At 52.6% G+C, this 20,826-nt stretch carries 17 protein-coding genes; 16 read left to right on the forward strand and 1 reads right to left on the reverse strand.

What is annotated here, in order from left to right:
- The first annotated feature begins 42 nt into the window (after nucleotides 1–42).
- From rnc to ftsY, 3 genes are read left to right on the forward strand one after another with little or no spacing between them, the layout of a single operon-like run.
- Nucleotides 43–738: a ribonuclease III gene (rnc, locus tag KB236_03280; protein UIF29774.1), complete on the forward strand. Its 696-nt coding sequence runs from the start codon at nucleotides 43–45 to the stop codon at nucleotides 736–738.
- A 12-nt stretch (nucleotides 739–750) separates the two neighbouring features.
- On the forward strand, nucleotides 751–4,305 hold the full coding sequence (gene smc / locus KB236_03285) for a chromosome segregation protein SMC (protein UIF29775.1): 3,555 nt from the start codon (nucleotides 751–753) through the stop codon (nucleotides 4,303–4,305).
- Nucleotides 4,305–5,771, forward strand: a complete 1,467-nt coding sequence (gene ftsY, locus KB236_03290; GenBank protein ID UIF29776.1) for a signal recognition particle-docking protein FtsY — start codon at nucleotides 4,305–4,307, stop codon at nucleotides 5,769–5,771. Before smc ends, ftsY begins: the two co-directional genes overlap by 1 nt.
- Before the next feature lie 491 nt (nucleotides 5,772–6,262).
- On the opposite strand, the gene KB236_03295 is transcribed toward ftsY, so the two are convergent.
- Complete coding sequence (locus KB236_03295) at nucleotides 6,263–7,459, reverse strand: ISL3 family transposase (protein ID UIF29777.1); 1,197 nt, start codon at nucleotides 7,457–7,459, stop codon at nucleotides 6,263–6,265.
- Nucleotides 7,460–7,709: 250 nt separating this feature from the next.
- Here KB236_03295 and KB236_03300 point away from each other — a divergent pair, with 250 nt between their 5' ends.
- From KB236_03300 to rplS, 13 genes are all read left to right on the forward strand, one after another.
- A complete protein-coding gene (locus tag KB236_03300; GenBank protein ID UIF29778.1) occupies nucleotides 7,710–8,708 on the forward strand; it encodes an IS30 family transposase in 999 nt (332 codons plus the stop codon).
- A gap of 251 nt (nucleotides 8,709–8,959) precedes the next feature.
- Entirely contained in the window at nucleotides 8,960–9,301 is a 342-nt protein-coding gene (locus KB236_03305; GenBank protein ID UIF29779.1) for a putative DNA-binding protein, read from the forward strand.
- 19 nt (nucleotides 9,302–9,320) lie between these two features.
- Nucleotides 9,321–10,775 (forward strand): signal recognition particle protein, encoded by a 1,455-nt coding sequence (ffh, locus tag KB236_03310; GenBank protein ID UIF29780.1) that lies wholly within the window; start codon nucleotides 9,321–9,323, stop codon nucleotides 10,773–10,775.
- A 309-nt stretch (nucleotides 10,776–11,084) separates the two neighbouring features.
- Nucleotides 11,085–13,733 (forward strand): cation-translocating P-type ATPase, encoded by a 2,649-nt coding sequence (locus KB236_03315; protein UIF29781.1) that lies wholly within the window; start codon nucleotides 11,085–11,087, stop codon nucleotides 13,731–13,733.
- A gap of 101 nt (nucleotides 13,734–13,834) precedes the next feature.
- A complete protein-coding gene (locus KB236_03320; GenBank protein ID UIF29782.1) occupies nucleotides 13,835–15,016 on the forward strand; it encodes an ATP-binding protein in 1,182 nt (393 codons plus the stop codon).
- A gap of 3 nt (nucleotides 15,017–15,019) precedes the next feature.
- Nucleotides 15,020–16,372, forward strand: coding sequence for a hypothetical protein (locus KB236_03325; protein UIF29783.1), 1,353 nt, complete (start codon nucleotides 15,020–15,022; stop codon nucleotides 16,370–16,372).
- Nucleotides 16,369–16,665: a hypothetical protein gene (locus tag KB236_03330; protein UIF29784.1), complete on the forward strand. Its 297-nt coding sequence runs from the start codon at nucleotides 16,369–16,371 to the stop codon at nucleotides 16,663–16,665. The genes KB236_03325 and KB236_03330 overlap by 4 nt, the downstream gene beginning before the upstream one ends.
- 87 nt (nucleotides 16,666–16,752) lie before the next feature.
- Nucleotides 16,753–17,028 (forward strand): 30S ribosomal protein S16, encoded by a 276-nt coding sequence (rpsP, locus tag KB236_03335; protein ID UIF29785.1) that lies wholly within the window; start codon nucleotides 16,753–16,755, stop codon nucleotides 17,026–17,028.
- 9 nt (nucleotides 17,029–17,037) lie between these two features.
- A complete protein-coding gene (locus KB236_03340) occupies nucleotides 17,038–17,298 on the forward strand; it encodes a KH domain-containing protein (protein ID UIF29786.1) in 261 nt (86 codons plus the stop codon).
- Nucleotides 17,299–17,439: 141 nt separating this feature from the next.
- Entirely contained in the window at nucleotides 17,440–18,438 is a 999-nt protein-coding gene (locus KB236_03345) for an IS30 family transposase (protein ID UIF29787.1), read from the forward strand.
- A 538-nt stretch (nucleotides 18,439–18,976) separates the two neighbouring features.
- Nucleotides 18,977–19,495: a ribosome maturation factor RimM gene (gene rimM, locus KB236_03350; protein UIF29788.1), complete on the forward strand. Its 519-nt coding sequence runs from the start codon at nucleotides 18,977–18,979 to the stop codon at nucleotides 19,493–19,495.
- The gene (gene trmD / locus KB236_03355) at nucleotides 19,495–20,274 is read left to right on the forward strand and encodes a tRNA (guanosine(37)-N1)-methyltransferase TrmD (GenBank protein ID UIF29789.1); all 780 of its coding nucleotides are present in this window, start codon (nucleotides 19,495–19,497) and stop codon (nucleotides 20,272–20,274) included. The genes rimM and trmD overlap by 1 nt, the downstream gene beginning before the upstream one ends.
- Nucleotides 20,275–20,386: 112 nt before the next feature.
- On the forward strand, nucleotides 20,387–20,743 hold the full coding sequence (gene rplS / locus KB236_03360) for a 50S ribosomal protein L19 (protein UIF29790.1): 357 nt from the start codon (nucleotides 20,387–20,389) through the stop codon (nucleotides 20,741–20,743).
- Nucleotides 20,744–20,826: the final 83 nt, after the last annotated feature.

Consider the following 20,826-nt stretch of genomic DNA (forward strand, 5'->3'; position numbering starts at 1 on the left):
TTAGCCGGCCATAAAAGCAAATAGAAATGAGGGAATTAGCGCGTGATTGTTGGATTAAATCAAGAATTAAAAGATAAGTTCAATATTCATTTTAAAGATCAATCTCTATTAGATGAAGCGTTTACGCAGGCTTCCTACGTCAACGAACACCCTAATCAGGGACTTAAATTCTATGAACGGATTGAGTTCTTAGGGGATGCCGTGATGCAGTTGGTGGTTTCCAACTATATTTTCCGGCGGTATCCGAACATGCCCCAAGGTCGTTTGACGCGGCTACGGGCGGCGATGGTCAATGAACAGAGCTTTGCTAGTTTTGCGCGTGAGTGTCACTTTGACCAATATATTCGGTTGGGTCGGGGTGAAGAGAAGGCGCAAGCCCGGCAACGTGACTCCCTGTTGTGTGATATTTTCGAATCCTTTATCGGGGCACTGTACATGGACCAAGGCTTGGATCAGGTTGTGACGTTTGTGACCGCGGTGGTCTTTCCTAAGCTAGACGAGGGCCGGTTCGATGAATTCTTCGATCATAAGACCGAGCTACAGGAGTTGGTTCAGAAGAATGGGTCGGTCGATATTGACTACCGTCTGCTGGACGAAGAGGGTCCCGACAACGACCGGGCCTTCGAGGTTGCGGTCTACGTGGACAATCAGAAATTGGGTGAGGGTCACGGCCACTCGAAGAAGCATGCCGAACAGAATGCGGCGCGCCACGCCCTGGATAATTTGAAGACAGAGTAAGGATGACTAACGATGCGGTTGAAGACATTAGAAATTAGCGGGTTCAAATCCTTTGCAGATAAAACCCGAATTGACTTTTTGCCGGGAATGACCGGCATCGTCGGCCCCAACGGTAGTGGCAAGAGTAATATCTCCGAAGCCGTCCGTTGGGTTTTGGGGGAACAATCCGCGAAGAGTTTACGGGGCAGTAAGATGCCCGACGTTATCTTTGCGGGGTCGGCGGATCGGCATCCGCTGAACAGAGCGGCCGTGTCGATTACGCTAGACAATAGCGATCACTATCTAAAGAGTGACTATACGGAACTAACCATTAGTCGGATTCTCTACCGGTCCGGCGACAGTGAGTACCAACTGAATGGTCAAAATTGCCGGCTGCGTGACATCACGGAACTGTTGATGGATTCGGGGATGGGGCAGGACTCCTTCTCGATCATTTCGCAGGGCCGAGTGGAGGCCATCTTCAACAGCAAGCCGGAAGACCGCCGAAACATCATTGAAGAGGTTGCGGGGGTTTATAAATACCGGAAGCACAAGGAAAAGGCGCAGCGAGAACTCGAAGAAACGATGACCTACCTGCACCGGGTGGAAGACATCATTGCGGAGTTGGAAGGTCGACTGGAGCCGCTTGAGGAACAGAGTAGCCTGGCGGAAGACTATCTGGACCAGCAGAAGAAGTACGCACTGTTAGAAAAGACCCAGTTGGTCCGGCAGTTGCATACGGAGCTGGCACAGAAAGGGACGGCCGATGAGGCGGTCACCGAGAAACAACAGCAGGTGGCCGATCACCAGTCCGCCGAACGCAAACAAACGGCGGCCGTACAAGCGTTGAAGCAACAACAAGCCGACCTGCTCACCCAAAAGGATGACTTGCAGGCCAAGCTTGTGGCGGCCACGCAACAGGTTGAACAGTGTCAGGGTCAGGTGAACTTGTCTGGTGAGCAGCAACGCCATCAAGACGAGCAACGGCAGGCGGCGGCCGAACAGGTCAAGCAACTCACGGCGAATGCCGAGCGTAGCCGCCAGCAGTTGGCCACCACGGAACAGGCCTTACACGATTTGACGGCGCAACTGAAGACCGCTAAGCAGGAGATTCAGACGTTGGTCAAGGCCACCGCCCCCCAGACGCTGACCGATCTGCGCGCGAAGTTAGAAGAGCTGCGGACGACCTATTTCGATCAGAAACAAGCGGTCGCCAACTGGCGTAACCAACGCCAGTATATCCAGCAGAATCAGGAACGGTTATTGCAACAGGGCGAACGGGTTGCCCGGCGGATCGCCGATTTACGCGCGGCCGAGCAACAGGCACGAGCTAAGGTTGAAACGGCGACCCAGGCGGCGACCAGTCATAAGACGGCGCTCAATGAGGCCGAACAGGCGCTGGATCAGGAAGCCGGACGCTACCAGCACCAGCAACAGACCTACCGTCAGCTTCAACACAACTGGCAGGCGGCACTCGAAGTCTACCAACGCGCGCAGACCAAGGCGGCCAGTCAACAGGCGTCTTCGGCCGAGTACGGTGGATTTTATCAGGGTGTCCGGGCAATTTTGAAACAACGCCAACGGTTCACTGGCCTGTTAGGCGCCGTGTCGGAGCTTCTCGACGTACCGGAGCGTTACACGGTGGCCGTGGAATACGCCTTGGGAGGCCAGCTCCAGCAGGTGGTGGTCGACAATGAGACTACGGCCAAACAAGCCGTGAGTTATTTGCGTCAACAACGGGCCGGACGCGCCACCTTTCTGCCGTTAACGGCCATTCGGGGGCGGCAGATTGATCACGCCACGCGCCAGCAGGTCACCCAGCTAACGGGTTTTCTCGGTATCGGGAGTGACCTAGTCAAGATTGATGCGCGTGCGCAGAGTATCCTAGGCCATCTGTTGGGGACCACCATTTTTGCGGCAGACTTAGACACTGCAGTGGCCATCAGTCAGCAGATTCATCACCGCTACCGGGTCGTGAGCCTGGCGGGGGATGTCGTGAGTGCCAGTGGCGCGATTACCGGTGGTCAAAACCGGCAGACCCACAGCAGTGTGCTCCGGCAGCAACAGGAATTGCAACAGCTCCAGGCGTCAATCGCCAAGATGAAGCCGCAACTCCAGGCACAGGAAGCCAAGATTAAGGCCGCTCGTGAAGACCTGGTCGCCAGTGAGCAGCGAAGCCAGACGCTCCAAGTCAAGATCAATCAGCTCCAGCCGCAGTGTCGGCAATTGGACGATGCCTTGGCGAGCGCACAGACGACGCTGGCTCAAGCCAGTCGGCAGGTGCAGGCAGCCCAGTTAGACATTGACCAGGCGAAGAATGCCGGGGATGACCAACAAGATGCCCATCTCGCCGAGCAGATTTTGACCGGCGAGAAGCAGATTACGACGACTGAGACGCAGGTTCAGACCGTACAGAAGCAGATTGAAACGGTCACGGCCGAACAGGCAACCAAGCAGAAACAATTAACTGAAAAGCAAGCTTGGCAGGCCGCTGCGAAGGAACGCCAGCAACAGCAACGGACGGCTTGTACCGATTTACGCCAACAGGTTGAATCTGCTCAGAACCAGATCACGCAACTAAACACCCAACTACAACAGCTGGCGCAGCGTGAGGCGCTGACTCCGGCGGCCGCTAAGCAGCAGTTGGCTCAGGCCCAGACCGATCGTCAACAGATTGAAGCCCAGCTCAAGGCCGCTGATGGGCAGTTGACCACGGTTAACGACCAGCTCGAAACGGCCGAGACCGCCAATCAACGTACCAGTGGCTTGCTGCAATTGGCCAACGATGACTTGCAGAAGGCCCAGGTACAGCAGACCCGGTTGGCCGCGTTGATCGACCAACAGCAGAATCAGTTGTCCGAGAAGTATCAGCTGAGTCTGGCGGGGGCCGAGCAGGAAGTTAGTGACTTGCCGGATAACGAGCTTGCCGTCCAACTGAAATTGCTCAAGAAGGGCCTCGACGAGATCGGGACGGTCAACGTGAATGCGATTGCCGAATACCGTGAGGTGCGGGAACGCTACGATTTTCTGACCAAACAACGTGACGATCTCCTGACGGCGCGCGATCAGTTGACGGCGACCATGGACGAACTCGACGGTCAGGTCAAGCGGCGCTTCAAACAAAGCTTCGATCAGATTGCCGCTAAGTTCGCCGCCACCTTTCAACAGATGTTTGGCGGGGGAAAGGCCGAGCTGGTCCTCACCGATCCGCACGACCTTCTGACCACCGGTATCGACATCATGGCACAGCCACCAGGCAAGAAGTTCCAGAACATGGGGCTCCTCTCCGGGGGCGAACGGGCGTTGACCGCAATTACGCTATTATTTGCTATTTTACAAGTTCAACCCGTGCCATTCTGTATTTTGGACGAAGTGGAGGCGGCCCTTGATCCGGCCAACGTGACCCGCTTCGCCCGTTATATTCACCAATTCCAAGATCAGACTCAGTTCATCGTGATTACCCACCGTCAAGAAACGATGGTGCAGGCCGATATTTTATACGGGGTAACCATGCAAGAGTCCGGCGTTTCCAAGATGGTCGCCGTGGATCTGGATCACGAAACCACTACGGAAGGGAAGCAATCCTAATGGGATTATTTGATATTTTTCGGCGCCGGGCGAAGAAAGAACCCGCCAGCGAAGCGCCAGAATCAGTTGCTAGTAGCGCGGCACCGGCAGCCACAAGTGCCGCCGCTGCAGAAAGTACGGCCTCGGTAGCACCAAGTAGCGCCAGTGAAGCGACTAGTCACGCGGCGGAAACGGCGACGCCAGAGTCTACCGCAACTTCGACCGAGAGCAGTGCCGCTGCGCCATCAACACCAGCTAGTGCGGCACCGTCATCAGTGGCCGTTGCGGAACAGTCCGCAGCGGTGTCGATGACGACCGACTCCAGTGCGGCCGTTGAACCGGCGACAACGCCAACTAGCGAGGCGTCAGTGGCCTCGGTAGCACCAGCACAATCGAGCACCGCGTCAACCGCCAGTGAAGCGTCTGGCGCAACGACTGAATCGGAGGTAGCCGGGGCATCGTCTGCCGCGACGCCTGTCGAATCGGCACCAGCGACGACGCCGGCCGACCAGAACGTCGAAAATGACCAGCCCGTCAGTGATGAACAGCTCTACGATAAAGGGTTAGAGAAGACTCGGCACACCTTTGGCGAACGGTTGAACGCCTTATTGGCGAACTTCCGGCACGTGGATGAGAGCTTCTTCGATGATTTGGAAGAAACGCTGATTGGCGCCGATGTCGGGTTCGACATGGCCGTTAAGCTCAGCGACGAATTGCGTGACGAAGTGAAGCTACAGAACGCCAAGAAGTCCGCGGATGTCCAAAACGTCGTGGTCGAGAAGTTGGTTGAAATCTATGACGCGGCCGGTAACGACGAGAGTACCGCGTTGAACATGGCTAAGGAAGGCCCAACCGTCATCCTCTTTGTCGGGGTCAACGGTGTCGGTAAGACCACGACTATTGGTAAGATGGCCAACCGGTATCACCAGGCGGGCAAGAAGGTTCTCTTGGCCGCGGCCGATACGTTTAGAGCCGGTGCCACGGAACAACTGGACGTCTGGGCCAAGCGCGCGGACGTCGATATCGTGACGGGCAAGCCGCAATCGGATCCCGCCGCTGTGGTCTTTGACGCCGTGCAGAAGGCTAAACGCGAAGACTACGATATTCTCTTTGTTGATACGGCTGGTCGGCTGCAGAACAAGGTAAACTTGATGAACGAGTTGGCCAAAATGAAGCGGATCATTACGCGTGAAATCCCGACGGCACCGCACGAAGTCCTTTTGGTGCTGGATGCCACGACTGGGCAAAACGCGTTGACGCAGGCCAAGTTGTTCAAGGAATCCACGGACGTGACGGGCATCGTATTAACCAAGCTCGACGGCACGGCCCGTGGGGGAATTGTTTTGGCCATTCGTAATGAACTGCATGTTCCCGTGAAGTTCATCGGCCTGGGCGAACAGATTTCAGACCTGCGACCGTTTGATCCTAACGAGTTCGTTTACGGCTTGTTTAAGGGGCTAATCGACGTCAAGGCGTTGGAAAAATAACGAGATTAATTGAAGGCTGGGTCGTCTTGATCGTTCGCGGTGACGACGACCTGGCCTTTTTAGTGGGATCGATTGTCAGCAAGGTTATGGGCGGTGGCGTAACCGATTAGGGGAAGATGATGGAACTGTATCACTTATGTCATGGCAGCCTTAAGGGATTTGACAAGTCGTTCCATTCTTCAAACGGTAATGCGCGGCTTAATTAGCTGATGATCGTCAGTGTAGCCGTGAGTGAGTCAAATTTGGTCTCAGCCGTGGGATTGTCCCAAGTGTTCTGCTTGGGAAAATGGCGACTTTGAGACGTGGCTTTTTCCGTCCTTCCCACCGCGTTCCAGACCAAATTTGGCGAACGGCAAGGCGAGCCACATCGAATCTAGCCGCTAACCAAGTTTGACCACGAAGTCATTTCCGATACTGGAAATGACTTTTTTGGGCTCTTTGTCAACTGTTGTTGGTAATCGGCTGTCTGAGGTTGCCTAATCGTATTATGATTAGGCAGCCTTTTTAATTCCGAATACTAGATGAATCCTTAATCTAAAGCTACTAAAACAACCGAATCCGTAGCTGACTCGCTTGATTACTTTGATTTTATTATTGATACCTTCCATTGGTCCATTAGAATAATTGTATTTTAGCGCATTGTACACAGATTCTTGGTGTTCTCTCAACGTATTTAACGGTGTTTCAAGCTCTTCGGAGTAATCATTCTTCTTGTCTAGAATGGTTACTAGTTTGGACGTGTGACGATACTTGACGGCTCGCCGAACGGTCTGTAAAAGCTCATACGCTTGGCGTAATTCATCATTGAAGCTGAGAATGTAATCGACCGTACTATTCTCAGTATTAATTCCTGAGAGATGAGTGAAATTATGATAGACGTTGAAGTTCAGCTTTTCATTAGGTTTTAAGAGTAGTTTCCAGTATCGTTTTAAGATCTTATGTTTGATATTTGAATTGGCATAGGACTTCATTATACGAACTCTCACACGATTGAAACCACGCATTATAGAACTCACGATGTGGAACCTATCGGTTACCACAATCGCGTTTGGAAAAACGGTTTCTGTCAATTGCGGATACGTGTAATTCATATCTGTCACAATGATTTTCACGCCTTCTCGCGCAGCCTTAGTATATCGATTGAAGTATTTTTCGAGATCATACAGGGTTCGTGATTCAAGGATATCGATAAATTCGTTTCGCATACCGTCCATAAAGACAAAGCTCATTGCACCTTTGGCATCTTTGGTAGACTTGACTTCATCCATATTAATAACTGCTGGCAACCAGCTGTAATTTGTCTTAATATCCGGTTGGTAGCTACGCATGATTCGTAAAACACTCGTACTCGAAATGTTTAATTCGTTTGCGATATGTCGCATTGAAACCGTCTCACTGAGCTTTACTAAACACGAGATCCGGCTGACGTTAGAGATGGTGTGGTTTCGCTGAACTAACGACGTTTCTGCCAGAAAGTATTGATGGCATTGCTTACACTTGAAATTACGTTTTTTAAGGTGAAGTTTAACGTCTCGTTCAACGGCTTGTGGGAGTTTAACCGTGGTCCAACGCCAACCGTATTTGATAATGCTCTTCTGGTTCAAAACGCCACATTTAGTACAAGCTTTTGGACGGTAGTCTAAAAGTGCCTGTACCTTGAGTGGTCCCTTTACTTCTAAGGGATTCATTATTTTCAGTTTTTTGATATTAGGGTCTTTTATCCCCAGAATAATTTTAGTATCATTGGACATAGGATATAGTCACTTTCTTTCTCTTGAAATGTGGTAGTGGATGGACATAGATCTGCGACTATATCCCTTTTTTGTACGACGAATTTACAATTGAAGTGCAACAAGTAAGAAGATAAAAAAGGAACTCATAGCCTGAGTCCTGTAAAATGAAGTCACCACAACAATCATTTAAAGGAGATTTTAGGCTATGAGTTCGTACAAACATCTTACCTTAAAAGACCGAGAATGCATACTGTTAGGCGTCACTTTAAACGATAGCTATCAAGTTATTGCGGAGAAAATTGGCTGTTCTAAAGCCACTGTATCACGTGAAGTTACACGCAATGGCGGTCGTGATGCATACTCAGCTGTCAAAGCACAAGAGAGCTACCAAAGGCGCCGACTGAAGAGCCGCCGTCCTAGACTCCTAACTGACCTGAAATTACGAGATTTTGTCCTTCGCTGCATCGTTCAATACCAATGGTCTCCCGAACAAATCTCAGGGCGTTTACTTCACGAAAATAGTGGATGGCGAATTAGTTACAACACCATTTATCGCGGAATTGAACGTGATAATTTGGGAATTAAACGTAAGAGTCGTGGCGCTCGTGGTTTTGCCCGTAAACTCCGCCATCGTGGCAAAACTCGCAAGGTCAAAGGAACAATCAATGAACGACGGGGGCGGTTTAATGATGTTCCTTCAGTCCATGAGCGGCCAGTGTCGTGTGATAACCGGAGCTGGTTTGGCCATTGGGAAGGTGACACCGTTCGAGGTAAGACTGGACGTTCAGCTTTAGTTACGTTGGTGGACCGTAAATCACGTTACTTACTATCTCAACGAGTTTCCAAAGTAAACGCCAAGAACGTTACACAAGCTATGATTGACTTATTGCATACTGTGACGCCCAAACGAGTTCGTACGCTTACGCCGGATCGTGGGACTGAATTCGCAAGATATCGTGAAATTAGTCAAGAGCTAGGTATTCCGGTCTATTTTCCAGATCCACACGCACCACAGCAACGGGGAACTAACGAGAATACAAATGGTCTTATTCGTGAGTATTTCCCAAAAGGAACTGATTTAGATCAACTCACTGACCAAGATATTTGTCAGTTCATTGAAACATTAAATAACCGACCACGTAAGGTCTTAGGCTGGAAGAGTCCATCAGAAATTTTCTTTGGAATAAAGTTGCGCTTGACTTGACAATTCGTCACCCATTTTTACTCTATACAGTATACAAAAATATCCGCTGCCAGTAACCAATTAAGTTGATTACCAACAACAGATATTTTAGAACCCTTTTTTGCCAGTTTCGGGGCGAACATCGCGAAAAAAATTGACGAAACCGCTAAAAATCGGTACTCTAGTAGAGTGTTTAAGTCCGTTTGTTTACGGTTAAGGGTGACTGAATCGTAAGTGAAACGGCGCTGGGTGACTAACTGGGAGGGCCAAGCATGGAAATTGAAAAAAATTATCGAATTAATTCCTTATTTGCGTTCTACCAGCCATTGCTGACCGCAAAACAAAATAATTATATGCAGCTGTACTACGGCGATGACTATTCTCTGGGCGAGATTGCCGAGGAATTCAATGTGAGTCGGCAGGCGGTTTACGACAATCTACGGCGGACCGAAAAGATTCTGGAGGATTATGAGGGTAAGCTTCATCTCTATCAGGAATTTACGGCGCGCAACCAACAGGCTGATGAAATTCAGTCGTACGTGGCGGATCACTATCCCCACGATGCGACGCTCAACCGGTTAGTCGCGGGACTTGAAAATCTAGAAGAACAATGAAAGTTAGGTGGCAAGACGAATGGCGTTTGAAGGATTAACAGAACGGCTACAAAACGCAATGCGTAAACTCAGAGGAAAGGGGAAAGTTTCCGAGAGTGATTTGCGCGAGACGATGCGTGAGATTCGCTTGGCGTTACTGGAAGCCGACGTTAACTTCACGGTTGTTAAGGACTTTGTCAAACAGGTCCGTGACCGGGCAATGGGTGCCGATGTGCTGGAAGGGTTAAATCCCGCGCAACAAATCGTGAAGATCGTTGACGAAGAATTGACGAAAACAATGGGGGAAGAAGCCGTTCCCCTGAACAAGTCTGAGAAGATTCCGACAATCATTATGATGGTCGGACTTCAAGGGGCCGGGAAGACCACGACTGCCGGTAAGTTAGCTCGGAAGTTGAAGGAAGACGAAAATGCGCGGCCACTGATGATTGCCGGCGATATCTACCGGCCAGCCGCCATCGAGCAGTTGGTACAGGTCGCTCAGGGAATTGACGTGCCGGTCTTCCAATTGGGCACCGACGTGGATCCGGTCGAAATTGTTCGTCAAGGGTTGGCGCAGGCCGCCGAGAACCACAACGACTACGTCATCATTGATACGGCCGGTCGTTTACAGATCGATGAACAGTTGATGGACGAATTGGCCAAGATTAAGGCCCTGGCGCAGCCGGATGAAATCCTCCTGACGGTCGATGCCATGACTGGGCAAAACGCCGTGGCCACCGCCGAAGGTTTCAACGACAAGCTCGACGTCACTGGGGTTGTCCTGACCAAGTTGGACGGCGATACCCGTGGTGGGGCCGCACTGTCGATTCGAGCCGTCACCGGTAAGCCAATCAAGTTTATTGGCCAAGGTGAAAAGATGACCGACCTGGACGTCTTCCATCCCGACCGGATGGCGTCCCGGATTCTGGGGATGGGGGACATGTTATCCCTGATTGAAAAGACCCAGAAGGAATACGACGAGAAGCAAGCTCAAGAATTAACGGAAAAGATTCAGGAAAATTCGTTTGACTTTAACGACTTCCTGGACCAAATTGCCCAGATTCAAAAGATGGGCCCCATGGATGAAATCATGAAGATGATTCCGGGAATGGCCAATAATCCGGCCATGAAGAATGCCCAGATGGACCCCAAGGATATGGAACACCTGAAGGCCGTGGTCTACTCGATGACGCCGCAGGAACGGACCAATCCCGACCTGTTGAATCCATCGCGGCGGCGACGGATTGCCGCTGGTTCCGGTCGGCCCATTCACGAGGTGAACCGCATGATTAAGCAGTTCAACCAGATGAAGAAAATGATGAACCAAGTGTCGAAGGGCAACATGTCCGGCATGGAACAGCTGATGGGCAACACGGGCATGGGCGGTGGCGCCGGCATGGGCCGCATGCAGAAGATGGCCATGAACCGGATGTCTCGTCAGATGAAGAAAAACAAGCGTAAACGCCTCAAGAGTAAGAAGAAGCGGCGTAAGTAGGTCGTTTCGAGACTGGTGCTGGTACAGCCTGGTCATGAAACGCGTGATGTAAAAAGGTAGACGCCGGGCGATTAATCCGGTATACTACCCCTAAAGCAATTCATAAGGGAGTAACTAGCAGGAATCTCTGCGGCAATATCGTCAGCAAGAAGCCAATCCGGTATTGTCTTAAATAGTGAGACTTATGTGTGTTCACAATTTTTTGTGTGCATGCGTAGGCCTCATTTTTTTAACCAGTCATCATGGGCATTAACCATGGGGACGCGTTAACTAAAATGAGGTCACGCACACCATAGGAGGAAATGGAAAATGGCCAAGATCCCAATTTACCAACAACCTGTATCCACTATTTACCAGGCCCTACAGACGGATGATCACGGGCTGAGTGCCGCTACCGTGCAAGAACGATTGGCCCGAGACGGCAAGAACGCGTTGAATCAGCAGAAGACCACGTCACTGCTCCAGAAGTTCATCGCGCAATTCAAAGATTTCATGATTATTGTCCTGCTGGTGGCGGCTCTGATCGCCGGCCTGACCGGGGAAGTTGTCGACGCCATCATCATCCTGATTGTGGTCGTCTTAAACGCCATCTTCGGGGTCTTCCAGGAGGCTAAGGCCGAGGAAGCCATCAACGCGCTAAAGGAAATGTCGGCACCCAACGCCACGGTTCGGCGGGACAACGTGGTCACGACCGTCAAGAGTGACGAGCTGGTGGTTGGTGATATCGTGTTGCTGGAAGCCGGGGACATTATCCCCGCCGATCTGCGGTTGACCGAGGTTGGTTCGCTTAAAGTCGAGGAGTCGGCGTTAACCGGGGAGTCCGTCCCGGTTGAGAAGCGTGATGACCGCCTGACGGCTAGCGACCTGGCCATCGGAGATCGGTCGAACATGGCGTTCATGAATAGCAACGTCACCTATGGCCGGGCCACCGGAGTCGTCGTTGCCACGGGTATGCAGACCGAGGTGGGCCGCATCGCCGGGATGATCGAAGACGCCGACGAGACGACCACGCCGTTGCAGGCTAACCTGACGCAACTCGGGAAGTCGTTGACCATTCTCATTCTGATCATTGCCGCCATCGTGTTTGTCATGGGGATGTGGCGTCAGGCCGAAAGCCTGATTGACATGCTGCTGACGGCGATTTCCCTGGCCGTGGCCGCCATCCCCGAGGGCTTGCCCGCCATCGTGACCATTACGCTGGCGTTGGGGACCCAACGGATGGCCAAGCGCCACGCCATCGTCCGGAAGTTGCCGGCGGTGGAAACGCTTGGGAGCACCGATATCATTGCGTCCGACAAGACCGGGACGTTGACCCAAAACAAGATGACGGTAGAGAAGGTTTACCAAGACTTACGGTTGACCGATGCGCACACGGTGGACTTTGCGCGAGATAACCGGTTGGCGCAGACTATGATTTTGAGTAACGACACCAAGATGACCGACGAGGGTTTGGCGGGGGACCCAACGGAAACGGCGTTGGTCCAATACCAACTGGACCGGCACTACCCGGTCGAGGACGTCCTGGGGACATTGCCACGGGTGGCCGAGATTCCCTTTGATTCCGAACGGAAATTAATGTCCACGATTCATCCGCTAGCCGCCGATCACTTTCTGGTTGCGGTCAAGGGGGCGCCGGATGAACTGCTGAAACGGGTCACACACTTAGCGCGGGATGGCCAAGTGGTCCCCCTGACCGATACTGATCGACAGACCATCTTGACTACGAACCATGAAATGGCGACCCAAGCACTCCGGGTGCTGGCCTTTGCCTATCGGATTGTCGACGCGGTGCCGAACGATCTGACCAGCGAACGGGTGGAAAATGAGCTGGTCTTCGCCGGCATGGTGGGGATGATTGACCCCGAACGGCCAGAGGTTGAGCAGGCCGTAGCCGATGCCAAGGCGGCCGGCATTCGACCGCTAATGATTACCGGGGACCATAAGGATACGGCCGCCGCCATTGCGACGCGGCTAGGCATCATGGAAAAAGACGATACCGCCGCGGTCGTGACCGGGGCCGAACTCGACGAGATGGACGACGCCACTTTTGCCAAACGAGTGAAGGATTTTGCCGTCTACGCGCGAGTGGCGCCGGAACACAAGGTCCGTATCGTCAACGCTTGGCAACAGCACGGTAAGGTCGTTGCCATGACTGGTGACGGGGTCAACGATGCGCCCGCATTGAAGGCCGCCGACATCGGGATTGGGATGGGCATCACCGGGACCGAGGTTTCCAAGGGGGCCAGTGATATGGTGCTGGCTGACGATAACTTCTCCACGATTGTGGTTGCGGTCGAAGAGGGACGGAAGGTCTTTGCGAACATTCAAAAGGCCATCCAGTACCTATTGTCCGCCAACCTGGGGGAAGTTTTGACGCTCTTCATGATGACCATCCTGGGCTGGCAGATCTTGGCACCGGTGCACATCTTGTGGATTAACCTAGTGACCGATACGCTGCCGGCGATTGCCTTGGGGATTGAACCGATGGAGCGCAACATTATGAAGCAGCCGCCACGGGGGCGTAAATCGAACTTCTTCTCGGGCGGGGTTTTCGGAGGAATTCTCTACCAGGGTCTGCTCGAAGGGGGCATCACGCTGTTCGTCTACTGGATGGCCATCACGTACCCCGTTCACCAGGCGGCCAACCTGGCCCACGCCGACGCCTTGACCATGGCCTTCGCCACGTTGGGACTGATTCAACTCTTCCATGCGTTTAACTCTAAGTCGATTCACGGGTCGATCTTTACGGTCGGTCTGTTCCGGAATAAGTTCTTCAACTGGGCGATCGTGATTGCCTTTGCCCTGTTGGCCATGACTATTCTGGTACCGGGCTTAAACAGCATGTTCCACGTGGCCGCCCTGAGCCTGTTCCAGTGGAGTATTGTCCTTGGCGCCTCATTGATGATGATTGTGATTGTAGAAATCGTTAAGTTCTTCCAGCGACGCGTGGTAAAATAAGCGTAATAGCTGGTTGACTGACCGAATTTAAAAATGGGGGTCGTTTACCTGAGCGACCGCCGTTTTTATTTATCAGACGATCATAGATTGGAGTGAAGGTCGTGGCATTGACGTATCAAGCCTGTTTACAGGCAACGAATGTAATTCTAGCGAGTGGTAGCGTACCGACCATCGTGGGGGAAGCCGGAATTGGGAAGTCGGCGCTGGTCGCCGATCTGGCGCGTCAACGCGGAGCAAAGCTGTTCACCACGGTGGTTAGTTTAGTAGAAAAGGGGGATCTGGTGATTCCCGTGCCACCACTGACTAGCGACTCCTTCGTCCAGACGGCCAAATACGGGTCATTGGCCGATGTACAGTTCGGCTACTCCCACACGTTGGTTGCGATGATTCGCTACGCCGAGGCCCATCCGAACCAGGAAATTATCTGGTTTCTGGATGAATTCAACCGCGGAACACAGGCGGTGCAGAGCGAACTGATGAATCTGGTCTTACAGCGGCAAATTAACACGTTGACGTTGCCAGAGCAGGTGCATTTAGTTCTGGCGGAAAATCCGGACGCTACCATGACCGGCTTCGAGCAGAGCCACTACGGCGTGACACCGGGAGATGCCGCGATTGCCGACCGGACAACTCGGCTGGTGCTGACGGCGGATGCGGATACGTGGCTGCAGTGGGCGACACAGTCGGTGGATGGCACGCCGCGGATTACGCCGCTGGTCACGGACTATTTGGCGGAGAATCCCGCTGATTTACACGTGGTTGCGACGAATACCGCCACGGCGGACGATGACTTGCAACCCACCCCGCGGGCCTGGGTGCGCGTCTCGCAGGCACTGCGGGAATTAGACCGGCAACAGCTCTTCGGTCAAACGGCGGTCATGACGGCAATTATGCAGGGAAATTTGGGTATGACGGTCGGGACGGCGTTTGCCGGGTACGTCCAGGAACAGCGTCCGGGGCTAACCGTTGAACAGGCCTATCAAGAGGCCACGGCTCCGGCGACTTTTAAGACCCTTGCGCCGGCCCAGCAACAGCAGATTTTACGCTTGTGTCTAGACGCTCAGGCAAACTGGCCGTTGACCACGGGAAGCTACGCGCAGCGGTTCAGTGAGCTGTTGGCGGGATGTCCCGCCGATGGTCAGTTTGCGATCGCCCAGGCGATGGCCGATACGCCCCAGTTGTTTGAACAACTCGCGGCGGTGACGGCTACGGCGCCGGGGGTGGCTCAACTGTACCAGCAACTCACGGCCATTGGCCAGCGTGGAAGTCAGATCGAGGTGTAGGGGATGACGAGTTTAACGCAGGATCTAAAACGCATTGCCACGGCAGCCCCGGCACAACAGGCGGTGACAACCCAGCGGGCCTACCAAAATGCCGTGATGTATCTTTTACAGACCGATCCCTTCTACGGCCGGGTGCTTAGCCAACTGGCCGTAGAAATCGGCACGGACCGCTCGCCGTTGAGCTTGCGGCCCACGGCAACGGACTGGCGACTCCGGTTGACGCCGCAAGCCATTAGTCAACAACAGTGGACGGGGGCTCAGTGGCTAGCCATGTTGCGGCATACGGTCTTACATCTGTTGTGGCAGCACCCGCAGCGCTACGCCACAGCACTCAAGACGCCGGCTCAGGCCGGACTGGTACGCTGGGCGACCGATGCGGCCGTCAACGACTATCTGACGGATCTTCCGGCTACGGCGATTACCAGTCAAAAGCTCCAGCAGTTAATCGGACAGCCGGTTTTACGCCAACAGGATTCGGCCGTGTATTTCCGCCAATTACGCGCGTGGCAAGCCCGCCACAAGCAGGCGGCTAAGGATCTTCCGGTTGGTGGCCCGGCCAATCCGGGGGCTGCGGTGGCCCGGCGCCGGGGGGACTCGGGTACTGAGCCCAGTGCCCTAGACGGCCATACGGCGTGGCAGCAGGCCGATGCGACCGCGGCGGCTAATCGAGAGCGGTGGCGCAAGCAGCTCTTCCAGCGAACGGCCGATTCCCTGACGGCTAAGCAACGCGGGACCTTACCGGGGACCATGCAGGCCGCACTGACGCCGACGATTGCGGAACACCCCTTGGATTGGCGTCAGTTGCTCAAGCGCGGTCTGGGCCAGGTACCAGCGGGGCGACAGCCGGCATTTGGTCGTTTTAATCGACGTCAACCCGCGCGCATGGAATTGCCGGGACAGATTGTGCAGACCTGGCAAGAAATTTCTGTGTTCGTGGACGAGTCGGGTTCGATGGGCAACCGGGAGATTAGCTACCTCCTCGGGCAATTGGCCACGTTATTGGTCGTTTATCCCGCGCAGGTGACTGTTTATCCGTTTGATACGGTCGTGGACCCTAAACGGCGCTTTAGTCTCCAGCGGCGGCCCCAGCACCTGATACGCACGGGTGGTGGAGGTACCCGGTTTCAAGCCGTCTTCGATGCGCTCCCACGGTTGTTACGGGGGGCCACCGGACAGCTGGTGCTCATCTTGACGGACGGTTACGGCGAACAACGGGTCCAACCGACGTTACCGGTCCCCGTGATCTGGCTACTGACCAGTCCAGAGACGGCCTTTTCGGTGAAACACGCACCGGGAACGGTCGTGAGCCTAGCGACCGATCCGCAATGGCGGGCGATAAGGAGGCAAGAGTCATGACACAACAATTAACGGCCGACGAGCTTAGGGCGCTGATTAAACAAACGGCGGCTTATCGTAATGCCCAAGCCATTCTGGCCAACGAGTGGGGGAGCCGGGCGATGGAAAATCCGCTGTTTCAGGCACCAATCACCGTAGCCGACCTGCGTTTTGCTCAGGATTTGCAGGAAGCGGGGGTCAGTAAGGTTAAATTAGACTTCACCGATTACGGGGCCGTTCAACGCTGGATTGCCGCGAATCAGCAGTTTTTAACTGCGGATGATCGGGCCTGGTTACAGCGTCCTTTTGAATAATTTCGAGGTGTAAAGAAAAAACCCTTTACATCATATCCAGAAACTGGTATATTATTACACGTTGAAAGAAATACAGGAGGTGTCTACATGTCAGTTAAGATTCGTTTAAAGCGGATGGGCTCTAAGAAGCGTCCATTCTACCGGATTGTGGTTGCCGACTCACGGAGTCCTCGTGATGGCCGTTTCATCGAACAAGTCGGAACGTACAATCCAGTTACCCAACCTGCTTCAATTACGTTGAAGGAAGAATCTATCATGAACTGGTTGAACAACGGTGCTCAACCTTCAGATACGGTTAAGACTTTACTCTCCAACGCTGGTATCATGAAGCAATACCACGAAGCTAAATACACTAAAAAGTAGTGATTAGCCATGACCGATTTTAAGGCATTAATTCTAGCAATTGTTAGCCCACTCGTGGAACATCCCGAAGCGTTGGTGATTACACCAGCGGAGACGGACCGGTTCTATGAATATCGGTTAACCGTTCATCCGGACGATATCGGGCGGGTGATCGGTAAACAAGGCCGCGTGGCGCAGGCGATTCGTACGATCGTCTACAGCGTTCGCGTTCAAGGCAATAAACGGGTACGACTCATCATTGATGACCGCCCGACAAAGACTCTCGAGTGAGGCGGCAACGTTTCCTCGAGTTTTTTTGTACGACGAATTTACAATTGAAGTGCAACAAGTAAGAAGATAAAAAAGGAACTCATAGCCTGAGTCCTGTAAAATGAAGTCACCACAACAATCATTTAAAGGAGATTTTAGGCTATGAGTTCGTACAAACATCTTACCTTAAAAGACCGAGAATGCATACTGTTAGGCGTCACTTTAAACGATAGCTATCAAGTTATTGCGGAGAAAATTGGCTGTTCTAAAGCCACTGTATCACGTGAAGTTACACGCAATGGCGGTCGTGATGCATACTCAGCTGTCAAAGCACAAGAGAGCTACCAAAGGCGCCGACTGAAGAGCCGCCGTCCTAGACTCCTAACTGACCTGAAATTACGAGATTTTGTCCTTCGCTGCATCGTTCAATACCAATGGTCTCCCGAACAAATCTCAGGGCGTTTACTTCACGAAAATAGTGGATGGCGAATTAGTTACAACACCATTTATCGCGGAATTGAACGTGATAATTTGGGAATTAAACGTAAGAGTCGTGGCGCTCGTGGTTTTGCCCGTAAACTCCGCCATCGTGGCAAAACTCGCAAGGTCAAAGGAACAATCAATGAACGACGGGGGCGGTTTAATGATGTTCCTTCAGTCCATGAGCGGCCAGTGTCGTGTGATAACCGGAGCTGGTTTGGCCATTGGGAAGGTGACACCGTTCGAGGTAAGACTGGACGTTCAGCTTTAGTTACGTTGGTGGACCGTAAATCACGTTACTTACTATCTCAACGAGTTTCCAAAGTAAACGCCAAGAACGTTACACAAGCTATGATTGACTTATTGCATACTGTGACGCCCAAACGAGTTCGTACGCTTACGCCGGATCGTGGGACTGAATTCGCAAGATATCGTGAAGTTAGTCAAGAGCTAGGTATTCCGGTCTATTTTCCAGATCCACACGCACCACAGCAACGGGGAACTAACGAGAATACAAATGGTCTTATTCGTGAGTATTTCCCAAAAGGAACTGATTTAGATCAACTCACTGACCAAGATATTTGTCAGTTCATTGAAACATTAAATAACCGACCACGTAAGGTCTTAGGCTGGAAGAGTCCATCAGAAATTTTCTTTGGAATAAAGTTGCGCTTGACTTGACAATTCGTCACCAATAAAATGGTTTCTTTCCGTTGCCGCCTTGCCGTTCGCAAAATATGAGCTGGAACGCGGTGGGGACGCGTCGAGCCTGAGGAGCGGTCTTGACGCTCGCTTGGAACCACCAAAGTCCGGTGTTTCCAAGTCGCCATTCTCTAAGAAAAACACTTAGAAAATCCCACGGCTGAGTAGTGGATATCCATTCTATTGAATGCGCCTCACACGAGTGACTGTAAGCGTGGTGGGACTGACCACCTCGCCGGAGGAGGCCAGTAATGGAGCCAGCCGTGACAACGGTGTTAGCTGGCGTTCTTGGCCAGCTTAGACCGTGGGACGACTTGGGAGACTTACGGGGTGTGTAAGGCTTCCAAGCGAGGCGGAAGCCCGTTCTTTGGCTGAATCCGGTCCCCACAGCAGGCGGAATTGCTGGCTGCCGCAGGCCACGTTGTGGGTAAGGCGGATGTACAACTACAGTTGCCAGAACAACACACCATTTAAATGAAGTAAACAAAAAAAGTTAAAGAACAAGGAGGCCAGTCAGATGGCATATTACACAGTCGGGACCATCGTCAACACGCACGGCATCAAAGGGGAAGTTCGCGTGGTCGCCATCACCGATTTTCCAGAGAGTCGGTTTGCGGTCGGTTCCACGCTCTACGCCTTTCAAAAGGGACAGAGCCAGCCGGTTAAGCTCACGGTCGCTTCCGAACGGCCCCATAAGAACTTCTATCTATTGAGTTTTGCGGGTAAGCCGTCGATTAACGATGTGGAAATCTATAAGCAGAGCACGCTGAAGGTCACCGATGACCAGTTGAAAGACGACCAACTCCAACCCGGTGAATATTACTATCATCAGATTGTCGGCTTGGACGTCGTGACCGAAGACGGCGAGAAGCTGGGAACGATTAAAGAAATCTTGTCGCCGGGCGCCAACGACGTGTGGGTCGTCGACCGGCCGGGTAAGGACGACTTGCTCTTGCCCAAGATTGACCAAGTCGTCAAAAACGTTGATCTGGACCAGCACCAGGTCACGGTAGAATTGATGGAGGGACTCGAGTAATGCGAATCGATGTATTAAGTTTATTTCCCGATATGTTTTCCGGCCCGATGCACGACTCCATCGTGGGTAAAGCCATTGAAAATGGCCATCTGACCATGCCTGTCACGAACTTTCGGGACTATTCGACCAACAAGCACGGCAACGTGGATGACTATCCATTCGGTGGCGGCGCGGGGATGTTGCTACAACCCCAACCGATCTTCGATGCCGTGAAGGCTACGCAAGAACAGGCCGCGGCCGAGGGGTTACCCAAGGGACGCGTTATCCTAATGGACCCTGCTGGCGTGACCTTTAATCAGCACGTGGCCGAAGAGTTTGCCCACGAGGAACATTTAACCTTCCTGTGTGGCCACTACGAGGGCTATGACGAGCGGATTCGCTCACTCGTGACGGATGAGGTCTCCTTAGGGGATTTCGTCCTGACGGGGGGCGAATTGGCCTCGATGGTCATGATTGATGCTACGGTGCGCCTCTTACCCGGCGTGCTGGGCAACGAAGAATCTGCGCCCGGAGATTCCTTTTCTTCCGGTCTGCTGGAATACCCGCAATACACGCGACCAGCCGATTTCCGCGGCATGAAGGTGCCGGATGTCCTCATCAGCGGTAATCACGGCAAGATTGATGAATGGCGGCAAAAAGAAGCCCTACGGCGGACCTACACGCGTCGGCCGGACCTCATCGACCATAGTAAGCTGACCAAGGAACAGAAACATTTACTGGCGGACGTTCGGATTGAAGAGGAAGAGCGTCAGGCCGCTGAACAGGAGTCAAGAAAATAACCTTTACAGGCATTTCGAGATATGATACACTTACTTTTGGCTGTTTAGCCACAAAAACAACATTCCGCTGTCGAAACTGAGAATGAGTGTTGGCGAAAGGATAGAATTAATTATGCGCCAAAATACTTTAATTGCTAAGATCAACCAAGAACAATTACGGGACGATGTTCCAGACTTCCGTGCCGGAGACACTGTTCGGGTTCACGCCCGGATCGTCGAAGGTACCCGCGAACGGATCCAGTTGTTCGAAGGTGTCGTAATCAAGCGTAAGGGTGCTGGCATCCAAGCAACTTACACGGTACGTAAGATGAGTAACGGTGTCGGTGTGGAACGGATCTTCCCATTACACTCCCCACGTGTTGCTAAGATTGACGTTATTCGTCAAGGTCGTGTACGTCGTGCTAAGCTGTACTACCTCCGTGAACTTAACGGTAAGGCAGCGCGGATCCCAGAACGCCGTCGCAACTAGTTACAGATCAAAGACCAATCACTTCGGTGGTTGGTCTTTTTCTGTGACAAAATTTGTATCGGATTGTATTCATAAAGGCACAG

Origin of the sequence: Levilactobacillus brevis (genome assembly GCA_021383565.1) — a bacterium.
GTDB classification, from domain to species: domain Bacteria; phylum Bacillota; class Bacilli; order Lactobacillales; family Lactobacillaceae; genus Levilactobacillus; species Levilactobacillus brevis_B.